Origin of the sequence: Halobacteriovorax marinus SJ (genome assembly GCF_000210915.2) — a bacterium.
Taxonomy (GTDB): domain Bacteria; phylum Bdellovibrionota; class Bacteriovoracia; order Bacteriovoracales; family Bacteriovoracaceae; genus Halobacteriovorax; species Halobacteriovorax marinus.
In genome coordinates, this window is record NC_016620.1 from 3,364,670 (window position 1) to 3,384,792 (window position 20,123).

At 36.4% G+C, this 20,123-nt stretch carries 24 protein-coding genes; 9 read left to right on the top strand and 15 right to left on the bottom strand.

Translation table 11 applies throughout. The features are described 5' to 3' along the window. Positions 1 to 131: 131 nt before the first annotated feature. Entirely contained in the window at positions 132 to 563 is a 432-nt protein-coding gene (locus tag BMS_RS17260; protein WP_014245892.1) for a 4Fe-4S dicluster domain-containing protein, read from the top strand. A 22-nt stretch (positions 564 to 585) separates the two neighbouring features. Here BMS_RS17260 and lspA read toward each other — a convergent pair whose 3' ends face one another. From lspA to BMS_RS16170, 4 genes are read right to left on the bottom strand one after another with little or no spacing between them, the layout of a single operon-like run. Further along, on the bottom strand, positions 586 to 1,083 hold the full coding sequence (gene lspA, locus BMS_RS16155; RefSeq protein WP_014245893.1) for a signal peptidase II: 498 nt from the start codon (positions 1,081 to 1,083) through the stop codon (positions 586 to 588). A gap of 11 nt (positions 1,084 to 1,094) precedes the next feature. Beyond that, complete coding sequence (locus BMS_RS16160; RefSeq protein ID WP_014245894.1) at positions 1,095 to 2,594, bottom strand: sigma-54-dependent transcriptional regulator; 1,500 nt, start codon at positions 2,592 to 2,594, stop codon at positions 1,095 to 1,097. A 15-nt stretch (positions 2,595 to 2,609) separates the two neighbouring features. Further along, positions 2,610 to 4,502, bottom strand: a complete 1,893-nt coding sequence (locus BMS_RS16165; RefSeq protein ID WP_014245895.1) for an ATP-binding protein — start codon at positions 4,500 to 4,502, stop codon at positions 2,610 to 2,612. Positions 4,503 to 4,527: 25 nt separating this feature from the next. Beyond that, positions 4,528 to 5,295, bottom strand: a complete 768-nt coding sequence (locus BMS_RS16170; RefSeq protein ID WP_044557731.1) for a M48 family metalloprotease — start codon at positions 5,293 to 5,295, stop codon at positions 4,528 to 4,530. 233 nt (positions 5,296 to 5,528) lie between these two features. On the opposite strand from BMS_RS16170, the gene BMS_RS16175 reads away from it, so the two are divergent. Next, positions 5,529 to 6,365 carry a TIM barrel protein gene (locus BMS_RS16175; protein ID WP_014245897.1) on the top strand — a complete coding sequence of 279 codons (837 nt, stop codon included), beginning with the start codon at positions 5,529 to 5,531 and terminating at the stop codon, positions 6,363 to 6,365. 29 nt (positions 6,366 to 6,394) lie between these two features. Here BMS_RS16175 and BMS_RS16180 read toward each other — a convergent pair whose 3' ends face one another. The 3 genes from BMS_RS16180 to BMS_RS16190 all read right to left on the bottom strand — a co-directional run bounded on the left by BMS_RS16180 (position 6,395) and on the right by BMS_RS16190 (position 8,145). After that, the gene (locus BMS_RS16180) at positions 6,395 to 6,901 is read right to left on the bottom strand and encodes a hypothetical protein (protein ID WP_014245898.1); all 507 of its coding nucleotides are present in this window, start codon (positions 6,899 to 6,901) and stop codon (positions 6,395 to 6,397) included. 73 nt (positions 6,902 to 6,974) lie between these two features. Beyond that, a complete protein-coding gene (locus BMS_RS16185) occupies positions 6,975 to 7,418 on the bottom strand; it encodes a hypothetical protein (protein ID WP_014245899.1) in 444 nt (147 codons plus the stop codon). 13 nt (positions 7,419 to 7,431) lie between these two features. After that, positions 7,432 to 8,145: a hypothetical protein gene (locus tag BMS_RS16190; RefSeq protein WP_014245900.1), complete on the bottom strand. Its 714-nt coding sequence runs from the start codon at positions 8,143 to 8,145 to the stop codon at positions 7,432 to 7,434. Between the two features lie 59 nt (positions 8,146 to 8,204). Here BMS_RS16190 and BMS_RS18000 point away from each other — a divergent pair, with 59 nt between their 5' ends. Further along, entirely contained in the window at positions 8,205 to 8,396 is a 192-nt protein-coding gene (locus BMS_RS18000) for a 4Fe-4S binding protein (RefSeq protein WP_075053425.1), read from the top strand. On the opposite strand, the gene BMS_RS16195 is transcribed toward BMS_RS18000, so the two are convergent. From BMS_RS16195 to BMS_RS16210, 4 genes are all read right to left on the bottom strand, one after another. Continuing rightward, on the bottom strand, positions 8,393 to 9,295 hold the full coding sequence (locus BMS_RS16195) for a nucleotidyltransferase family protein (RefSeq protein ID WP_014245901.1): 903 nt from the start codon (positions 9,293 to 9,295) through the stop codon (positions 8,393 to 8,395). The two genes, BMS_RS18000 and BMS_RS16195, sit on opposite strands and share 4 nt — an antisense overlap. Further along, the gene (locus tag BMS_RS16200; RefSeq protein WP_014245902.1) at positions 9,285 to 10,301 is read right to left on the bottom strand and encodes an aminoglycoside phosphotransferase family protein; all 1,017 of its coding nucleotides are present in this window, start codon (positions 10,299 to 10,301) and stop codon (positions 9,285 to 9,287) included. Before BMS_RS16200 ends, BMS_RS16195 begins: the two co-directional genes overlap by 11 nt. After that, complete coding sequence (locus tag BMS_RS16205; RefSeq protein ID WP_014245903.1) at positions 10,298 to 11,071, bottom strand: hypothetical protein; 774 nt, start codon at positions 11,069 to 11,071, stop codon at positions 10,298 to 10,300. Before BMS_RS16205 ends, BMS_RS16200 begins: the two co-directional genes overlap by 4 nt. 94 nt (positions 11,072 to 11,165) lie before the next feature. Continuing rightward, positions 11,166 to 11,795 (bottom strand): LysM peptidoglycan-binding domain-containing protein, encoded by a 630-nt coding sequence (locus BMS_RS16210; protein ID WP_014245904.1) that lies wholly within the window; start codon positions 11,793 to 11,795, stop codon positions 11,166 to 11,168. Between the two features lie 287 nt (positions 11,796 to 12,082). Here BMS_RS16210 and BMS_RS16215 point away from each other — a divergent pair, with 287 nt between their 5' ends. The 6 genes from BMS_RS16215 to BMS_RS17870 all read left to right on the top strand — a co-directional run bounded on the left by BMS_RS16215 (position 12,083) and on the right by BMS_RS17870 (position 16,718). After that, positions 12,083 to 13,069 carry a hypothetical protein gene (locus BMS_RS16215; RefSeq protein ID WP_014245905.1) on the top strand — a complete coding sequence of 329 codons (987 nt, stop codon included), beginning with the start codon at positions 12,083 to 12,085 and terminating at the stop codon, positions 13,067 to 13,069. Beyond that, entirely contained in the window at positions 13,059 to 13,250 is a 192-nt protein-coding gene (locus tag BMS_RS16220; protein WP_044557733.1) for a lipoprotein, read from the top strand. The genes BMS_RS16215 and BMS_RS16220 overlap by 11 nt, the downstream gene beginning before the upstream one ends. Then, positions 13,250 to 13,714 carry a 2-amino-4-hydroxy-6-hydroxymethyldihydropteridine diphosphokinase gene (folK, locus tag BMS_RS16225; RefSeq protein WP_014245907.1) on the top strand — a complete coding sequence of 155 codons (465 nt, stop codon included), beginning with the start codon at positions 13,250 to 13,252 and terminating at the stop codon, positions 13,712 to 13,714. The genes BMS_RS16220 and folK overlap by 1 nt, the downstream gene beginning before the upstream one ends. A gap of 97 nt (positions 13,715 to 13,811) precedes the next feature. Next, positions 13,812 to 14,960, top strand: a complete 1,149-nt coding sequence (locus BMS_RS16230) for an acyl-CoA dehydrogenase family protein (protein ID WP_014245908.1) — start codon at positions 13,812 to 13,814, stop codon at positions 14,958 to 14,960. A gap of 2 nt (positions 14,961 to 14,962) precedes the next feature. After that, positions 14,963 to 15,751 carry an electron transfer flavoprotein subunit beta/FixA family protein gene (locus BMS_RS16235; RefSeq protein WP_014245909.1) on the top strand — a complete coding sequence of 263 codons (789 nt, stop codon included), beginning with the start codon at positions 14,963 to 14,965 and terminating at the stop codon, positions 15,749 to 15,751. Between the two features lie 10 nt (positions 15,752 to 15,761). Beyond that, entirely contained in the window at positions 15,762 to 16,718 is a 957-nt protein-coding gene (locus BMS_RS17870; protein WP_014245910.1) for an electron transfer flavoprotein subunit alpha/FixB family protein, read from the top strand. 79 nt (positions 16,719 to 16,797) lie between these two features. On the opposite strand, the gene BMS_RS16245 is transcribed toward BMS_RS17870, so the two are convergent. The 4 genes from BMS_RS16245 to BMS_RS16260 form a co-directional block, all read right to left on the bottom strand. Beyond that, the gene (locus BMS_RS16245; protein ID WP_014245911.1) at positions 16,798 to 17,964 is read right to left on the bottom strand and encodes a hypothetical protein; all 1,167 of its coding nucleotides are present in this window, start codon (positions 17,962 to 17,964) and stop codon (positions 16,798 to 16,800) included. A 197-nt stretch (positions 17,965 to 18,161) separates the two neighbouring features. Further along, positions 18,162 to 18,353: a hypothetical protein gene (locus tag BMS_RS16250; RefSeq protein WP_014245912.1), complete on the bottom strand. Its 192-nt coding sequence runs from the start codon at positions 18,351 to 18,353 to the stop codon at positions 18,162 to 18,164. A gap of 29 nt (positions 18,354 to 18,382) precedes the next feature. Beyond that, on the bottom strand, positions 18,383 to 18,913 hold the full coding sequence (locus tag BMS_RS16255; protein ID WP_014245913.1) for a hypothetical protein: 531 nt from the start codon (positions 18,911 to 18,913) through the stop codon (positions 18,383 to 18,385). A 14-nt stretch (positions 18,914 to 18,927) separates the two neighbouring features. Next, complete coding sequence (locus BMS_RS16260; RefSeq protein WP_014245914.1) at positions 18,928 to 20,085, bottom strand: Mrp/NBP35 family ATP-binding protein; 1,158 nt, start codon at positions 20,083 to 20,085, stop codon at positions 18,928 to 18,930. Positions 20,086 to 20,123: the final 38 nt, after the last annotated feature.

The window sequence follows — 20,123 nt, forward strand, 5'->3', positions numbered from 1 at the left end:
ACACTAGTGAATTTACACCAGAGGGAATATATCGTATAAACCAGAGGTTGCAAAATCTCTTTATACAAAAGCAAAATTACGCTATTATGTGACATAAACTGATTTAAAATTGAGAAGATAAGGTTATTCATATGAGTGATGACAGAACGATAATTGTTGAAAATCCATTTCATACAGCGAGAACAAAGCCTGTAAGAAAAGGGAAGAAACCACCGAAATTACTAGCAATTGTACACCAAAGTGGATGTACTGGTTGTGAGGTTTGTATCGCTGGTTGCCCTGTAGATTCGATTGAATTAGTCGCTGGACCAAACCCTGATAACCCAGAATTTAAGCAGACTGTAGAAATTGACCTTGCGCGCTGTATCGGTTGTCAAAACTGTTCACAGGACTGTCCATGGGAAACAATTACGATGTACAACTCTGATGATGCATTTACAGCTTGGGGTAACGAGACTCTTAAGTCTGAACTCTACGTAACAGAAGATGTACTAGAAGACCTGAACGAAAAACACGGTGTTAAAGCTGAGGAAGAATCTACGGAAGTAGAAGAAACAGCTTAAGTTATATAGAAAGCCGCACTTTCTAAGACGCGGCTTTTTCCTCTCTCTTCTTTTCTAAATAGGCAAAATCAATAATCAACATCACAGCAGCAATACTTATAGCACTATCGGCTATATTAAAGGCCGCAAAGTGGCTTGTCCCAATATAGAAATCAAACATATCCACAACATATTTTAAGCTATAGCGATCAATGAGATTTCCCACTGCTCCTGCAAAGATTAAGCTATAAGTTGTGCAAAGCCATGCGCTAGTATGTCTCGTCTTCCAAATTAGCCAGAGTAACCAAAAGCAAGCAATAGTTGGGAGGATTAAAAAGAAGAGGATTCTTACAAAGTCTCCTGAGCCTGCTCCCATTCCAAATGCTGCCCCAGAGTTTTGAACATAAACTAAATTAAAAAAACCAGGTATCACCGCTAAGGACTCACCTAGTTTAAAGTTTTGCTGAATTGCACCTTTAGTAAATTGATCTAAGAGAATCACTCCTACAATAAGGAGTGACATTTTCCAAATTCTATCCATTTCTTTAATTCCTAATAATATGACTTTGGATTAATCTCATACTTCTCAATTTTTCTAAGCAATGTCTTCTTTGGAATATTTGCTTTTAAAGCCGTTTGATTAATCTTACCTTTATTCATCTTCAAAGCATGGATGATAAATTCTTTTTCAAATAAGTCTTTTGCAACTTGAAAGTCTAATTTTATTTCATTGTCCTCTGTCACTGTCGCAAAAGTAAATTGATACTTGCTCACTTCAGAGTCTTCTACAATATTATCTACTACAGAGTCCTGAATTCCTTTAAAGTCAATTTGTACATTCGACTCGTCAGCATTGTCTTCTGGACCATCTTCAATATTTGCACTCTTCTTAACAGTCTCAGGAAGTGAAGAGATATGTATTTGCTCTGAAGATTCTATAATGAATGCGTGTTCAATTACATTTCTTAACTCTCTAATATTTCCTGGCCAAGAGTAGTTTTTAAGAACTTCTTGCGCCTCAGGTACACACCCCTTCATTTCAAGGTGGTGGATTCCATTAAAGTATTTAACATAGTAGTCAATTAAGAATGGAATATCTGATTTTCTCTCTCTAAGAGGTGGTAGATAAACCGGAAGGACATTTAATCTATAAAATAAATCTTCTCTAAATGTTCCCTCTTTAATCATCTCTTCAAATGGCTTGTGTGAAGCCGCAATAACTCTAACATCACACTTAATATCTCTGTTTGAGCCAACAGGAGTAAAAGACTTTTCTTGTAGGACACGTAAAAGCTTTACTTGCATCGTAGATGAAATGTCTCCGATCTCATCTAAGAATATTGTTCCACCATCTGCATATTGAAACTTACCTATTTTTCTTTCACTCGCACCAGTAAAAGCACCTTTCTCATGTCCAAATAACTCCGACTCAATAAGGTTGTCAGGAATAGCGGCGAGGTTAATCGTAACAAATCTCTCATCCTTTAGCGGCCCATTGTAGTGAATTGCTTTAGCAACGAGTTCCTTACCTGTACCTGATTCACCTCTAATTAGTACTGGCGTATTCACCTGCGCAAGCTTTGAGATAACACCAAAAACTTTTTGCATAACATCTGATTCACCAACAAACTTATCATCTCCTGTTCCAAGAGATAGTGAAGGAGCAGAAAAGATCGATGTCTCAACTAAGCTTCTCGCCTTTAAGGCACGCTTGATAAGAGCGACTAAATTTTCAGATGAAATTGGTTTTTCAAGATAATTATAAGCGCCTTCTTTAACGGCCTTAACCGCATCTCCAACATTGGAATAAGCAGTAAGTATTAAAACAATTATAGAAGGATCGTATTTCTTTATTTCCGTTAATGCTTCAATACCACTCATCTCTGGCATATTCACATCCATAACCACTAGGTCATACTTTTCTTTATAAACGCAACTTAAAGCTTCCTTTCCATTGTCAGCAGTATCAACTTTAAAGTGGTGAAACTCTAAAGCTTGTTTGACTGAGTCCTGTAAAACTTTGTCATCATCTACAACAAGTACCTTGTGCATTTTATTTCCTTTTGTTTATTGATTCTTTAATTTTATTTTAAAAGTAGTTCCCTGGCCGACTTCTGAAAATGCTTCAATTGTCCCACCATGTAGCTCTACAAAGTATTTTACCAGATATAGGCCAAGTCCGGTTCCTTTAATTGAGTGACTTGCATCATTTTTAACCCGATAAAACTTCTCAAATACATATTCTAAATCTTCGGGCGGAATCCCTACACCATTATCGCTTATGGTGATATAGACCCATTGCTCATCGTCCCATGTTTTAACATTAACCTCAGAGCCCTCTCCAGAGTATTTTATTGCATTCTCCACCAAGTTAGCAAAAACTCTTTTCATTAGTGTTACATCAAATTCAATTGGATATAAAGGGGCTAAGTCTTGGACAACGGTTACATTTTTAGTGTTCGCTTCATAGCGAAGTCCTTCCACAGTATTCTCAACAATTGAGTTAATATCTTTTGACTGCATATTCAGTGAAACATTTCTAGACTCTACTTTTGTAAGATCTAAGATGGAAGAGATAAACTTATTCAATTCCTTTGTTGAATCGATAATAGATTGCAGACCAGAGGTTAGTTCCATATTTCCCGCATTCTTATGCTTCATTACATCGGCCATACCTGCAATTTTTGCGACCGGAGTTTTTAAATCGTGACTCATTAAAGAGATGAAGTTTTGCTTTAAATTCTCAACTTTCTTTAGAAGCTTTGTCTCTTCTTGAATTGCGTATCTTCTCTGATATTCACCAATGGCCCTAAAAGGAACCCAGATATAATAAACCACAAATACCGTCAGAATAATGTGAGTCACATAGAGCCAAAGTCCCAACATTGAGAAGAGCAAGTATGCCAAAAGATTTACTCCAAACATCAGAGCAAGAGTCATTGCAAGTCCAGTGGTCGGTCTCATTCTTGAGATTATCACCGAAAGAAATAAAGCGATGAGAATTGCGAGAACGTTTGAGACATCTCTTGGAATTTGAAGAATTGTTTTATTTTGAAGAAAGGACTGAATGATCTCTGCGTGTACCGCCAATTTTGAAGAAATATAATCTTCCCTATTAAAAGGAGTTAATACAGTGTCATTGGTATTTGAAATATAACTAGGTCCAACTAGAACAATTTTATTTTCAAAAAAACCTTTTGGAAAATTACCAACCAATACTCTGTGGAAAGGAATTTTCTTTATACGACCTTTTTTAGAGATTGGGTTTGTATAATATCTAAAGAGAGTAAAGGTCGCATCTGCTTCTTGAAGATAATATGAACCTTGAATGGCCGGAGCATCAAGCTTCTCTAGCCCGCTCTTAGCTCTATTGGCATTAGCCATCCATAAATGAAAGGACTCCTCACCAGAAATATTAATAAGTGCGCGTCTTGAGATATCATCTTTTGAAAACGTTGAATTATCTTTGTTAAGAAGTGCTAGTGAGTAACCTAAGCTTCGCAAATCCATTGGAGGTAAATGCTCATCCCAGTTGTCCATATTTGTACCGAAGCGAAAAATACCTCCACTTCTTATATAGTCTTGAGTGAGTTCTTTAAAGTGACTAAGGGCCTCTCGTTCTCTTTGAGAATCTGGCTCTAGAAGGCCTACTAAGTAACCAACAGATGAGGGTCTATCTTGCATTAATCTTTCAATTAAAACTTCATGGGAAGCATAAGTATATGGAAAGCTCTCCCCGAGGAATTGATCACTTTCTTCATCCATGGTGACGAGAACAATTTCATCCTTAAAAGAAATTCCCCAATCATATTTAATTCGTAAATCATAAAAGACAGCTTCTAGTGAAGCAAAAGAGTATTGAAAGAGTACAACTATAAATATAATTGTAAAAACTAATGGGTACAGTCTTGAGGTATCAAGCTTCCTTAAATATTCAATGGCAATTTTTAAATAGTTCAATTACTACCCAAAGTTATCAATATTATTAAAGTGTTTGTTTCAACTTTAAGTAATATGATAGCTTTTCTTTGCCTTCTTTGTGAGTGAGGGAAATTGTTTCAGTGCAAATTTCAAAGAGATAAGAGCGTTTTTCTACAGTATTAATATTTACCTTATAGAGACCACCTTCTAACTCGTGGGCCAAATCAAAAGACTCTAGAAAATCCTTCACCAGATCATCCTGAATTTGCTTTGTATTGAGGACGTAACCTTTTAGTAGAATAAAAGGCATTAGAAGAAATTTAATTAGTGATGAAATTGCATCCAGTCTATATTTCTCAAGTATATTACACAGAATAACTGGGCTTAATATAATACTAAAGAGCACGAGGTATATTGAGTCCTTTCTAGCTATCCCTCTGCTGATCTTGAAGCAGGCCAAGCTGAGCATGGCCTCTAATTCTCTGTCACTTAGTCTTTTTAGTGTTTCAGGATTTACAACAATAACGGGACTTGAGAATGCGTTATCTATAATATGCCACCCTCTCACTCTTCTCGACGTATATAGATTTACGCGAGATAGAGAAAATTTAAGCCTGATATTTGAGAGCATATATGAAATTCTATTTTGATCTACTACTAGCTTGGCCCTCATGAAACCGAGAAGAATTCTGTCTCCAAAGAGAAATTCTATGAGAATGAGAATGCTCAAGAGTCCTGAGGCGTAGATCTCACCAAAACTTGGAAGAAGGATGAATCCTATGGCGCTTGTCAGGGCGTAGAAGAATAATAAAAAACCAAATAAAAACAACATATTACATATCAAACAAAGAAGGTTGATCCTTACTTTATTACACCTTTTACATGAAATTATAGACAAGAATTCACATTAGGGATATAACTCAACTCGTCATAACAATAGAAAACCCAAGAGCGTACTTAAGTGTCCGTTTTTAAAGATGTTTTCTCGGCGCGTCTACTACCCGGCGCAATAATGTGATATGACACTTTTTGCAAAACTGATTATTAAACGTACACGGGAGATATATGCAAGCAAATAAGCTATTGTTCGGTACTGCTGGTGTTCCAAATAGTACACAGAAGAAAAACAATCCTATTGAAGGTGTGAAGCAAATTCACTCTCTAGGGTTAGATTGTATGCAACTTGAGTTTGCTCACGGTGTGAGAATGAAAGAAGAGGTTTCTTCGGCCCTAAGAAAAGTGTCTTATGAGCTAGGTATTCCTTTAACTTCTCACGGTCCTTACTACATTAATCTTAATGCAAGAGAGCAAGATAAAATTGACTCTTCAGTAGAAAGAATTATTCAAACTGCAAAGATCTCTGATTTATGTGGTGCTGAATCTATGACTTTCCACGCTGCATTTTACATGAAAGATTCTCCTTTTGATGTTTTTGACCTTGTTGAAAAGAGTATGAACGTTATTGAAGAGAGACTAAGTCGTTTAGATATTGAAATTGAACTTCGTCCAGAACTAACTGGTAAGACAAGTCAGTTTGGATCTCTTGATGAACTAATCTCTTTAACAAAGAACGTTTCTTCATGTGCTCCTTGTATGGACTTCTCTCACCTTTATGCGAGAACTGGTCAATACAATACTGAAGAAGAGTTCAAAGAAGTACTAACTAGAATTAAAGAAGAGATTGGTGCTGATTCACTAGCAAATATGCACATTCATATTTCAGGTATTAGCTCTAACTCTAAAGGTGATTTGAAGCATTTAAATTTAGAGAAATCTAAGTTTAACTGGAAAGATCTTCTTAAAAGTCTAAAAGACTTTAACTGTGGTGGATATGTTATTTGTAACAGTCCTAACCTTGAAGAAGATGCAATGATGATGAAAGAATTTTACAATTCACTATAATAAAAAAGCCCTCGTAAGAGGGCTTTTTTTTAAGCGGCTTTTTCACTAGATTCACAATATTTTTTCAACCAATTAAGAATTTCAACATTCTCTTTCGGCATAAAAATTATATAACTCTCTCCATTTCTACAAAACGCAATCGTTTCATACTCATAATCAATTGAAGATTTAAAGATTTCATTTAGAAGATAGTCTTCGTTAAAGTATTCAAAGATTTTATATTCTGTATCATTCATCTCACTAAACACTCTCTCAAACTCACCCCAATTTCTTGGGCACGTATAACTCTCACCTTTTAAATCAAAGTGAAATGAAGAAGTTTCAAGGAAGTAGCTCATACAGCTAAACGATACATTAGAACGTAGAAGTTTATCTTCTAAGAAGTGGTCACTATTGCTCCCCTCTACTTCAGAGCTCATTCTCGACTCAAAATAGGCCGAAAGATTTGAGCTATTTTCCTCTTTCTCATCAACACATTGATAAGTTTCAGATACGAGGGTTGCCAACAAAGATTCATCATTTATCTTTAAATTCATAGTGAACTTGTCGGCTATTATATGGGAATACTTTAGGAATTTAGTCGGTCAGTTATGATTCCGAGTAGTTAGACTACTCGGCTTCTATTTCTAGGGTTTTATCTGCGTCGATATAGGTTTTTACATTCGTTACATTTTCGATTTTCCACTCTTTTTCAAGCTTAACCATCTCAGCAATTTTCTTATTATCTACTCTGTAGTCCTTAGTGGATTCGCCAAATTGATCATAGCTAATGATATAAGTGAGGAAGCATTTAGCCTCAGAACAATTTGAGTGAGTGATCTTAAAAGTCTTCTTCTTGTATTTAGACATATCAGAGAACTTATCAAACTCCTCTTCTTCCATTGCCAGTACAGAGTCCTTCATCTGACCACTGAGATAATCGGCCATCTCTGTTCTATCCAAGCTTCCGTTGAATCTCTTTTGAATGAATGTGCTTAAAGTTTCCTGAGCACCTTTTTCTTTAAAACAACTGGTAACAGAAAGGGCAACTAGGATGATTAATAACTTATGCATTATCTATAACCTCTTAAACATTAATTGGATGAATTCCTCTGTCTGTGATTATATCATAGAAATCAAGCCAGTTAAGAGTGGACTTATTTTTCTCTTTCATTATGTATAGTCCAAAGCCGTCTGCCGACTGGGTTGCAATCTTCGCCTCAAACTTGAAGTCTATCCCCTGGTACTTCATTTCAACATCAATTACATCATTAATATTTAATGTGAGATCACTACATGCAATAAAGAAACTATTCTTTGACCAGTTCTGAATAACTCCATCAACAGAGTTAGATGACTTATCCATGAGCCTGACATTAACTTTTCTAAGTCCAGAGCTACGTAAATTTCTATTATCAAAATTCGGATTATATACAGACTCTTCTAACTCTAATTTCCAAATCATCGTAAAGAAGAATGAAATAAAGATATAGAATAGGTTGTAAAAGAGAATTGATTTATCGAAGGTCGCCAAAAATTGGAAAAAGCAAATCACACTAATAATCATTGAAGTTAAAATTATCTGATAATAAGACAACTTCTTAATAAAGAAGATTGAAACAATATTAACCAACAAGAGTGCTGCTATTAAGAAATAGTCAGAAAGTAGGGCATAAAGTCTATCTACATTTAGAGCTGAATATCCCGTTTTCAAAGAAAATATAACGTGTAGAAATACGAAAGAAAATATTTGAAATAGAATCAAATTGAATACATTAGAACTTCTTTTTAATATTTTCATTTAGTACCCGGTAATATTTGCTAATTATTTATTCATATTTCTGTAGGTATAATAGTCCTATGAAACCTGAACTCGAAATAAATAATCGGTGTAATTCCTGTGACAATTGTAGGCTAATATGTCCGGAAAAGGCCATTATAAAATTCAAAGACACTTATGCTATAGACACATGGTCATGTACTCTATGTTCAATATGTATCGAGGTTTGTCCTGTAGACTGTATTAAATTAATTGAAAAGCCTAACGACTAAACTTTAGAAATACTCTCACCCATCACTACGACATTTTCTTTTTCAAATAAACTATCCTGACCATCAAAAACGATATTTCCAAATCCTGGCTGAGAAGGTGTATCAGTGAGGTTGATACTAAACTCTTCTCCCTTAGCATTATAGCAATTATTTGGAAGAAGTTTACTTTGATCAATGGCCTTTGAGTCTAGAAGAAATTTATAGAAACGACTCTCTTTTGAAAGCATTACCTCTCTCATAGAGTTTAAATATCTAGCTGTTGTGCCAAAGTCCCAGTACTCGTAGTCAGTAGGTCTATAAACATAGATCTCATCATTTTTAAAATTAGCGACAGACTCAAAGAACTTTGTCTTACCTGCTACAGGTTTTAACAAGTCTAGATTAATAATGCTCACACCACTATAAGTATAATACTTTGAATTACTTTTTGAGCTTTCAATCCCTGCTAATAGATTATCGTTTAATACTAATTCATTATATTGATCGCTAACTTCTAAACCCATTAAAGTCGCAACATATTTTTGTGAGATATCCACAAACTCTTTGAATTGCTTTTCAACGAACATAAGAAATTGATCACCATTTAGAATTAAGATCTTCCCACGATAGTTCAATTTATTCGCTAGATTATGAACTGCTCCACCAATATCAAGCAATTCTTCCTCGTGAAGGATTTCTACATCAACATCATGCTTATGAACAAAGTCCTGTATAACTTGTGCTTGAAAATGAGTGTTGAGATAGACTTTCTTTATTCCCAGTTTGAGTGCATATGAGAGTTGTAACTCTAGTAATGATTTTTCGTACACCGGCCACAGCAACTTAGGTAACTTCTCACCGACAGGACCCATTCTTGTTCCAAGTCCAGCTCCCAAGATATAGGCAGTATCAAGACTCATAGTATTTACCAATAATTAAATTATATAAATCTTGGAACTCTGGAAACTTCTTAAGTTTATTTCTGAACTTTTCCATCGCAAACCCAATATACTTCAAGTATCGACTATCCTTACGATCTTCATTTATATAAGCAAAGCTCCCTATTGCTTTAAATGTTCTTTGAATTGTCATTAAATCGTATAGTCTTTCAAACTTCGCGAGATCCTGCTCTAAGAAATTACTATTTTTAAAGTAGTACTCTTTTAGCTTTTTAATATTCTTTGCTGATAGTTGAAAATAGCAATCCTCTAACATAGAAACTAAGTCATATTGAGGAATACCTTGTCTTGCATCTTGAAAGTCTATAACCACAGGTCTCTCATTTTTCATCATAATATTTCGTGAGTGAAAATCTCTATGACAAAGAACCATCTTTTCATTAACTAATTCTGAAATAATTTTTTCAAAAGAGCTTGTATAAATTTTCTCTTCTTCTTTATTTAATTCGACCTTTAAAAATGAATTTAAGAAATACTTCTTTGTAAAATTCATTTCAAACATTAACTTCTCAGTATCAAACTTCAGTTTTCCCCAAGAAAAACTTTGGTCTGCAGGTATAGCGTGAATTCGAATTAAGATATCTATAATCTCTCTATATGTTTCGTAAATCTTTCCTTCATCAAGCATTAGTGAAACGTATGAAAGAAGAGTTGTATTTCCTAAATCTTCCTGTAGAAAATATCCTTTCTTAATATTGTGATCATATATTTTTGGAACTCTTACATCAGAGTCTGAGAAAATATTGTATACATTGAGAAAGTCACTATCACTATCTTGCTCAAGAGGTTCACTCAAGCAAGAAACATAACTCTTTTTATCAGTTACAACTCTATAATACCTTCTCGTAGATGCGTCTCCCGTTAAAGGAGCTATACTCTTCGCTGTTTCATTAAAATTATCAATTCTATTTTTTGTATTTTCAAAAAGCTCTTCTATCAACAGTCTCTCACTTTCTTCTGGCCTCATCTTGCCTTCCTCTTAATATCTCTTACAAAATGATAATAATCCGGTGTAGAGTTCGCCTGTCTGCCTGAAAAGCTTTCCTTTGTCTTCAGTTCAGAAATAAAACTTTTAAAGAGAAATTCCTCTCTAGAGATGATCTGAGTATTACCATATTGAAGTGTAAAATCTAATGTGTTCTTATTCATTGTTTGAAGCCAAATCAAAAGAGCATATGGATCATGCCCTGATCGCTTTAATACGTAGTAGGCCCACTTGTTGACTTCTGCCTTTATATTTACAGGTAGTCGTGTGTACGCAAGAATATCCTTAGTTCCAATATAACCCTTAGGTATTAGCATCTTTGCAGCAAAGAGGTTTCGTTGGCTCACGATAACTTCTTTGGCAAAGGCCGCGATAAAAATTTCTTCATTCTTCATATAATCTATTATGAGACCAGAAGAGAAAAAGAAATTTGCCTTAGGTAGTGCAAAGATAAATGGAATTTCACTCTTAACAATATTGAAGGTTGGCTTCATCGGCTCTTTTAAAAAGAGCTTATTATTAGTTACAATTTTAAAATAGAGATCCTCTAGATATTTCTTTGTTCTAGTATTTAGATTTATTTTGGTAACACCATCTGTATTAAGATAACTGGATGTCAAAGAAGCTAACTGATCAGTATAATCTCTTTCTGGAACTTCAAAGATCTCTTTATCAAATTCATACTCGTCCTTTTGAAATAAGGAACACGAAGTTAAGAGAAGCGATGTGATTAAGATAAAAAGTTTAGTCATTCTATAAATTATACCAATGACTATCTACAATACAACCCGTAGAAACTAAAAGGCCTGCAAAAATGCAGGCCCCTTAATTATTATTTAAATATTCTTAGATATCTTCTGAAGCAATATCTCTATCTGGAAGATAGTGCAGTGTAAATCCAGCAAAGATAATATTTGGATCGTGAATCATCGCTCTATTATTATCCCAGATTTCTTTCCATCTCTTATCTGTTCCATACTTCTCACCAGAGATTGTCCCAAGAGTTTCACCAACTTTAATTAGGTGTGGTAAACCTTGAGGATTATAGTTAAATCCAGCTGAGTCATGGTTTAAAGTCATACCTGTTGCTAGGTTAGTAGCCGAGATATTACCGTTTAAAGATGAAAGGTGTTGCCACTTTCTATAATCACCGTAAAGCTTAAATGCAATCCACATTAGTGTATCGCCTTTTTCAACAGTATATTGTCCACCGATAAGACCCATCGAAGAACCTGAAGACTCTTCCATAATTAAAGGTGCTGACTCAGACATTGCAACTTCTTCAATGGCACCATTACTACCATCATCTAAAAGAAGATCTTCATCTTCTGAATCTACAATGAAGTCCGCGTCCTCAGCACTTACCTCTTGTGAGATATCTGCTGTCTTAGAAGCATCGTCTTTCTTTCTCTTGCTCGAACAACTTACACCTAGAGTAAGTAGCGCTAGTAATAAGAGTATTTTTGATAATTTCATAATATCTCCCCTTGATATCTAAAAGAATTTATTTAGCTCTTTTAAGACTCATCGGATAATTATATCAAGTAGTTAATTTTTTTTAAGGAATTAGAGATTCTTTTTCAGGCAATGAGTTTTCAACCAGTTAGCATCAATAATTTTAAATAAAAATTGCATTTTTTGCGAAAAAACACGAATAGTTGCCATTATTTAGACAAATCTTTGCTCATCCTACTTTTTTATCTAATAATAGAGATTGTATTACCCGGTTTAATTGACCAGATTTAAAAGGTATTATTTATTTAATGATGAGATCTTTACTAGTAGCTCTAACATTTTTATTTCTGACAGCAAATTCCTATTCACAATCTGTTATAGATGAATTTAATGAGCAGTCTGAAGGTAACCAATTGGCCTCGGAACTAGTTACAGAGAAAATAACTAAGGTTTCTAACTCAAAGAGAACCTATATAATCACCAATGAAAACCAGGCCTTTAATAAAGGTGACTTCATCACTCTTGTGCTGGCAAATAACTTGGCAGCAAGGGCCATCGTTGCCAAGAGTCTCAACGACCTAGCGGGAATTAAGATTATTAAAATCTACTCTCTAGATCTCTTTAAAAGTTTTCGCCCTGACCTTGAAGTTCAAGTCATTCGTGGGGACGATAGTTTCTTTGGCGCAAAGAAAGAAACCGAGGAAGAGAAAGAGGATGCCAGTCTCCTAAAGGAAGAGGAAGACCTCTACAATGGAACTCTCTTAGAAGATGATCTCTCACTAGATGAGAATACAAATAGAAAGATAAAGACTGATAATATTATCTCATTGAACGTAGGACTTATTGAAGGCCTCAACAATGATGGTTCTACTCAGCGCTACACACACCTAAACGGAATGTGGATGTATCAATTCGAGGATAATATTTGGGCCGAAGTTGGTTACGGACAAAACCTTATCAATGATTACCCAAGCCCTGGGTTCGATACTAAAATGACCAATGTTTTTATTAGAGCAAAGTATACCATCAGTGCTCCTTTCTATTCCTTTGTACAGCCATACTTAGGCTTTCAAATGATTAATGCCAGTAGCCCTCAAGCTGGAGTTGACGACCCTAATGACGGCGTCACTCCTACCCAAGCGCAACTCGATAATGAAATCCAATTGGTTGAAGACTTAAAAAAGAGACAAGTCATCTTTGGTCTAACAGTTTTAAAAAGACTCGTACCTGGATGGTTTATCAGAGCAGACCTTGGGTCAGATATAATGAATGTTGGATTTAGCCTTGAGTTCTAAACTTCTTCTTCTATTCTTACTAACTTTTTCTGCATGCGGAGTTAAAGGTCCACCAAAACCTCCTGCGGGCACAGCTGTTCCCTCATTTGTAGACGGATATCTTTTCAAAGATAAGGAAAAGAAAGAGGCCGCAAAAAAAGATGAGAAGAAAGAACAAGATCAAGAACAAGACGGTCAATAATGTCTCTTATCCTTGCCACCGGAACTAATATCGGTGATAGACTTCAAAATCTTGCCCAAGCAAAGAGACAGCTCTCCTCAGCTTTCTCTCTCCAAGAAGAAAGTCGTATTTACCAATCCGCTGCTGTAGACTATGAAGAACAACCTGACTTTTACAATCAAGTTCTCGTCTTTAGTGATCCCAAAATTGAACCCAACCTTCTTATGACTCAGGTCCTAGAACTAGAAGCAGAGCTCGGTAGAACTAGAGATATTCTTCGTGGACCTAGAATTATAGACATTGATATTCTCTTTTATAATGACATCAAGTCTGAGACAGACCACCTATCACTGCCACACCCTCGTCTCTTTGAGCGAAGTTTTGTGATTAGGCCTTTAATGGAGCTAGAAGTTTTTAAAGAGTTAAATAAAAAGTATGACTTTAATACAAAGTTTGACACAGAGGCTTACCCGCTTAAACTTTAACTAAATTTATTGCTCCTCCATTGACCCCGACACCTTATACTTCTATAATTTCCTTCGTACTCAATTTTAGTTAAGTCACCTCTGCAAGGATGCAATCATGGTTAGCTTTGAGCTCTCAAGCGAACAAAAAGAAATTAGAGAAATGGCAATGAAGTTTGCCAAGAATGAAATGATGCCTAAAGCAAATGAGTATGATGAGTCTGGTGAAATGCCAATGGACATCCTTACTAAGGCATGGGAACTGGGTCTTGTGAACACATGTATTCCTCCTGAATTTGGTGGAACTGGCTTCACAACTCTAGATTCAATGATCATCACAGAGGCCCTGGCATATGGATGCCTTGGTATGAATACAACTTTAATGGCAAATGACCTTGCCCTTCTTCCAATTGCATTAGGTGGAAATGAGGAACAGAAAAAAAGATTCCTTACTCCCTTTACTGAATCCTATAAAATCGCTTCTTTTTGTTTAACAGAACCAGGTAACGGATCAGATGCCGCTGGACTCAAAACAACAATTAAAGAAGATGGAGACCACTATATTATCAATGGTCAAAAGATGTGGATTACTAACGCAGGATACGCAGATCTCTTCGTTATCTACTGTACAACAGATCCAGAACTCAAGCACAAAGGTATCTCTTGTATCGTGCTTGACGATAAAAATGTTGAAGGACTGGAGATTGGTGCTAAAGAAAAGAAGATGGGACACCGAAGTTCTGACACTAGAGCCGTTACTTTTACAAATGTCCGCATACCTAAAGAAAATTTAATTGGAAATTTAGGCGATGGTTGGAATTTAGCAAAGATGACTTTGGACCACTCAAGACCAATGGTTGCCGCTAGCGCGGTGGGTGGAGCGCAGTGTGCATTGGATCACGCAGTTAAATATGCTAAAGAAAGAATACAGTTTAATAAGCCTCTAGCAGGTCACCAAGCAATTCAGATGATGGTTGCGGATATGGCCATGAAAGTTGAGGCTTCAAGACTACTCGTTCATAAAGCTGCATGGCTTTTAGACCAAGGTAAGTCTAATACTGAATTAGCATCGTATGCAAAAGCGTTCGCTGCTGACAAATTTATGGAAGTCGCTACTGATGCCGTTCAAGTTTTTGGAGGATATGGCTACAGTAACGAGTACCCTGTAGAAAAAATCATGAGAGATGCCAAGCTTATACAAATATATGAAGGGACATCTCAGATACAAAGATTAGTAATTGCTAAAGAAATTTTTTCAAGGAGCTAAAAGTGAATATCTTTGTTTGCATAAAACAAGTTCCGGACACGGAAACAAAAATTACACCTAACGGTGATGGTACTTACATCGAAACTAGTTCGATTAAGTGGATTATGAACCCTTACGATGAGTTTGCAGTTGAGCAAGCACTTCTAACTAAGCAAGCAAATAGCGGATCAACTGTTACTGTTGTGAGAGTTGGTGGTGTTAAGGATACTGAAGCTCTCAGAACAGCACTTGCAATGGGCGCTGATGATGCCATTCTAGTTGAGTCTGACGACAATCTAGATTCATTCATGACAGCAAAAGCTCTTAAAGGTGCAATCGAGAAATCTGGAAAAACTCCAGATGTTATCTTCACTGGAAAGCAGGCCATCGATGATGACTGTCTTCAAGTTCCTCAACTACTAGCTGGAATGTTAAACCTTCCTTCAGTATCTGTTGTTGTTGGTTGTGAAGAAACAGGTGGAACTTTCACTCTTAAAAGAGAAGTTGAAGGTGGAGCCTTAGAAGTTTACGAAGTTAAATCTCCAGCTGTAATCGCATGTAACAAAGGACTTAATACTCCTAGATATGCTTCACTACCTGGGATTATGAAAGCGAAGAGAAAGCCTCTTGCTCAGCACTCACTTGCTGACGTTGGAGTTTCTGATGCTGACAGAAGAGTTAAGTACTCTGGATTCCAACTTCCTCCAGAAAAACCAGCTGGTAAGAAGTTTGATGCAATGGACGAAGCAAACCAAGCTTCAATTGTAGCGGAAGTTGTTGGCCTTCTAAGAAACGAAGCGAAGGTAATTTAAGGAGTTAAAAATGGCAAAGGTATTAGTATTTACAGAAGTTACAGCTGATAACGTAAAATCTGTTACATATGAAATTTTAGGTAAATTAGCTGGTAACGAAGTTGATGTTGCTGCCGTAGGACAAGTTCCTGCTGGTGCAGTTGCTGAGTTAGCAAAATTTGGAGCCGCTAATATTCACTCACTCAAAGGTGATAATTTAGATAATTATTCTCCAGAAGGTTATGCTAACGCATTAAAAGAGTTTATTGGAAATGGTGGATACGACTATGTTTTCGCAGGTTCTACATCTCTAGCGAAGGATTTATTCCCAAGACTTTCAGGGATGTTTGATGCTGGTATGGCTTCAGAAGTTACTAACTTCACAATGGACGGTGGAACATTTGCTGGAACAAGACCACTATTTGCTGGTAAGTGTTTAGCTAAAGTAGAAATCGAAGGTCCAAAGCCTCACTTTGTAACGGTTAGACCAAACGCTCTTGGTATGCCTTCAAGTGAAAACGCTGCTGCAGGTAATGCTGCTGATGCAAGTGTTAGCGCTGGAGAAATTAGAGCTGCTATCAAAGAAATTATTAAAGGTGCTTCTGAGAAGCTAGACCTTACAGAAGCAAATATTATCGTTTCTGGTGGTAGAGCAATGAAAGAGGCTTCAAACTTTAAAATTTTAGAAGACCTAGCTGACACTATTGGTGCAACAGTTGGTGCTTCAAGAGCTGCAGTTGATTCTGGTTACGCTCCACACGCTATGCAAGTTGGTCAAACAGGTAAGACTGTTGCTCCTTCTCTATATATTGCTTGTGGTATTTCAGGTGCGATTCAACACCTTGCAGGTATGAGAACTTCTAAGTGTATTGTAGCAATCAATACAGATCCAGATGCTCCTATCTTCACAAAGGCTGACTACGGAATCGTTGGCGATTTATTCCAAATCGTTCCAATTCTTACAGAAGAATTTAAAAAGATTATGTAATCACTCATAAATCTAAAGGGCCGATGTAGTTCTCTACATCGGCCCTTTTTTTATGTTTTCTTGGGGGATAAAACTTTTCTTATTTTGAAGCTGGAGCTCTTTCTACTTGTCCAAATGAAAACCCTCTCTCTTCTGTAATTCTAGCAAACTCTTCTTCAGTCTCTGGCTCAATTACTTCTTCTTCTTCATAGTTTTCATTTTCATCGATTTCATAAATATTTTGACCTTGTGCTGATCTTGAAAATTCTGCATCTCTTTGGTCTTCAATAACTTCAATCTTATCAGAAGTTAGATCTCTCATTTCTTCTTTTGCATATGCTGCTTCTTCTTCAATTGCATTTAGCTCATCCATCTTCTCAATTGTTACGAAGTTAAGCATTGCTCCTTGAAGTGGTCCAGTTGCAAATCTTACTCTAAATCCATCTTTTCCATTATTTGTAATTATACCTGTTACTTCACCGCTATTTGTTTCTGCTGAGAATTGACCTCCAGCTTTGATTTCTGGTGAGTTAATAAAACCTAGTGGCTGCTCATAGTTCTTTCCAATTCCTACTACAACATTGAACTCTTCAATTCTTCCCGCACCTACTACGATATTTCCTGAAACAACACTCTCACCTCTTAATACGTTTGGATCTTTTGATGGGTGAAGTGCTCTTTCTAAAACAAGATCTTGTACTCTTTCAATTACAACACCTGTTGTATTTTCTTCAGCTACTTTTTCAGTGTTCTCTACTCTCTCAACAGCTGCAACTTCTTTAACTTCTACCTTCTTAATTGCTTCAATAATTTCGTAACCCTTACCAAATTGTCTAAATAGTGCGATTGTTCTTCCACTCTCATCTAAGTAAGAAACTCTTAGAATCATTGGCTCTTCCTCTCCAACTTTTACAAGTGAAGTTCCAACTAATTCAAAGTTCATTTCTACTTTATTTGATTCCTCGTTAGCATTGAATACAACTTCATTATTCTCATCTTGAATTCTTCTAATTTCCCACTCACCATTAATGATACTTGAGTTAAGCTCATTCATTGGTAAGTACTGCACAGCTGGTCTTGCTGCAGTTTCAGAAGCTACATGTCTAACTACCTTTTGATCATCTAATCTCTTTACTACCTGAACAGTATTCTTGTTCATAAAATCAGATGAATTAAAGTTAGCATCTCTTACTGCCTTAACTCCAACAAGTACTGAACTAGCAGTTAAAAATCCTGTTAATGTCTTAAGCGTCAGTAGTGACTTCATGGTAATCTCCCTTTCAAACTTACTTATTAATAAGCAAGCATCGTGCCAAGCGTTAAGCGCTCAAAACAAGGGAAATATGTGTATAGATGCAGTATAAAGTATTGAAATTATGCTAACCCAAAAGATAGGCACAAAAAAGGCCGTCTAAAGATTGGACGGCCTGTATAAATTATATATAGGGAATAGCGGTACTAGGACTATTCAAATGAAACCTTTGTACCTTCATAGTCACTATGGCTAACTCTAAACCTCTTAAGAGCAATAACTACTAAGTCATTGATATCATAACCTGTATTGTCCGCCATTCTCTCAAATGCCTCAACAACGTCTTTTTCGATGTTTACAGTTAATTCCTTAAGTTCAGTCTTGTTATGCTCTTGTGTTTTCAAAATATAATCTCCATTTAGGTGTATTTTACTTACTTTACTACTTTAATGGCCTTCTTCTTTCTAAGAGAAACAAGGGCCTGGGTAATCTCAAAATCATAAAGATCACAATTATTATAAATATCCGATACTAATGAGTACTCCGTCAAGACGTTCATCAGTTTAAATTCTGAATCAGAAACTTCAGATCCTCTAGAAATAAAATCACCATCCAAAATTAAGCGTAAATCCATTGATGGCTTCAGGGCCTTAGACTCTCTATGCTTTAAATATAGGGTTTGTGAATTCTGTTTGAAGTCCTCAAAAGTTAGCTGGAAATTTCTATGCTCTTCCTGAACAACCTCAGGCTCTACAATAAATTTTAGAGGAGTATGGTCCATATCATCAAAGAGGGCCAGGTATAGAGCTTTTTCGGCCTTAAGGCCGCCGTAAGTGCAGTCGACGATTACACCGTCAGCAATCAACACGATTCCAAGATACTGACCAGTGCTTCTATTGAGAATATTCACTCGTCCAGTAAAACCAAATGTTGTCTGCTCTTCAATTGTACCCAGTAGAGACAATTTGTTCTCCTTGCTTACTTTCCTAATATTTTAGAAAAGAAACCCTTTTTCTCTTTGCCATTCATTTTTTGGTCAACCTTATTGGCCAATTCCATATAAGCATTCCAAACAGGTCTTCCCTCGTGTGCAGATGAGCTCATATAAGGAACACCTGTATCTGAACCTACTCTAAGTGCTATCTCCATAGGAATCTCTCCTAAGAAGTCTGTTTTTAGTTCAGAGCAAGCATTCTTCACTCCACCTTCACCAAAGATAAAGTATTTCTTATCTAGATTATCATCTGGAACAAAGTAGCTCATATTCTCAATCATACCAAGGATAGGTACATTTACTTTCTCAAACATCTTCATTCCCTTTCTCGTATCGAGAAGGGCCACTTCTTGTGGTGTCGAAACAACGACAGCTGCGTCGACTTCTGTTGCCTGAACCATACTAAGTTGCATGTCTCCAGTTCCTGGAGGTAAATCAATAATAAGGTAATCAAGCTCTCCCCATTCTACATCAAATAGAAATTGATTTAGAACTCCACCTAACATTGGACCTCTCCAGATCACAGCATCGTCTTCTTGAATAAAGAGACCAAAAGAAATGAAATGAACACCTAGAGCTTCAACTGGAAGTATCTTCTTCTGCTCATTGGCCGCTGGCTTTGCCTCTCTCTTACCAAGGAGCATCGGCATAGATGGGCCATAAATATCTGCATCAAGTATCCCTACTTTGTAGCCTTTATTCTTAAGTGACATGGCAAGATTAACTGAAACAGTCGATTTACCAACTCCACCCTTACAAGAGGAAACAGCCAGAACATTCTTTACGTTAGGAATTCTCTTCTTCGTTGCCCCTACAGGTCCATGTCCGGCCTTTACTTGAGCAGCTTCCTGCTTAGGCGCCGATTCTTTCTTAGCAGCTGGAGCTCCTCCAAAAACATCTTTAGAGTCTTTAGAGAAAGTCATAATCGTAATATCATCTTCTTCGAAGTCAGCTTTTAGGAGTCCATAGATTGAATCTTCAATCACTCTCTTCTGCGCAGGAGAAATCCCCTCGCGGTCGTACTTAATAGAGATCTTCTTCCCCTCTACTTTTACTTCAGAAATTCTTTCCTCAGCCCCCAACGTCATCCCCGTTGCAGGATTGGCTATAGTACAAATCAGATTCTTGACCTTATCACTCATAAATTACCTCGTTTTTGAATCTTATTTATATCGCGAAA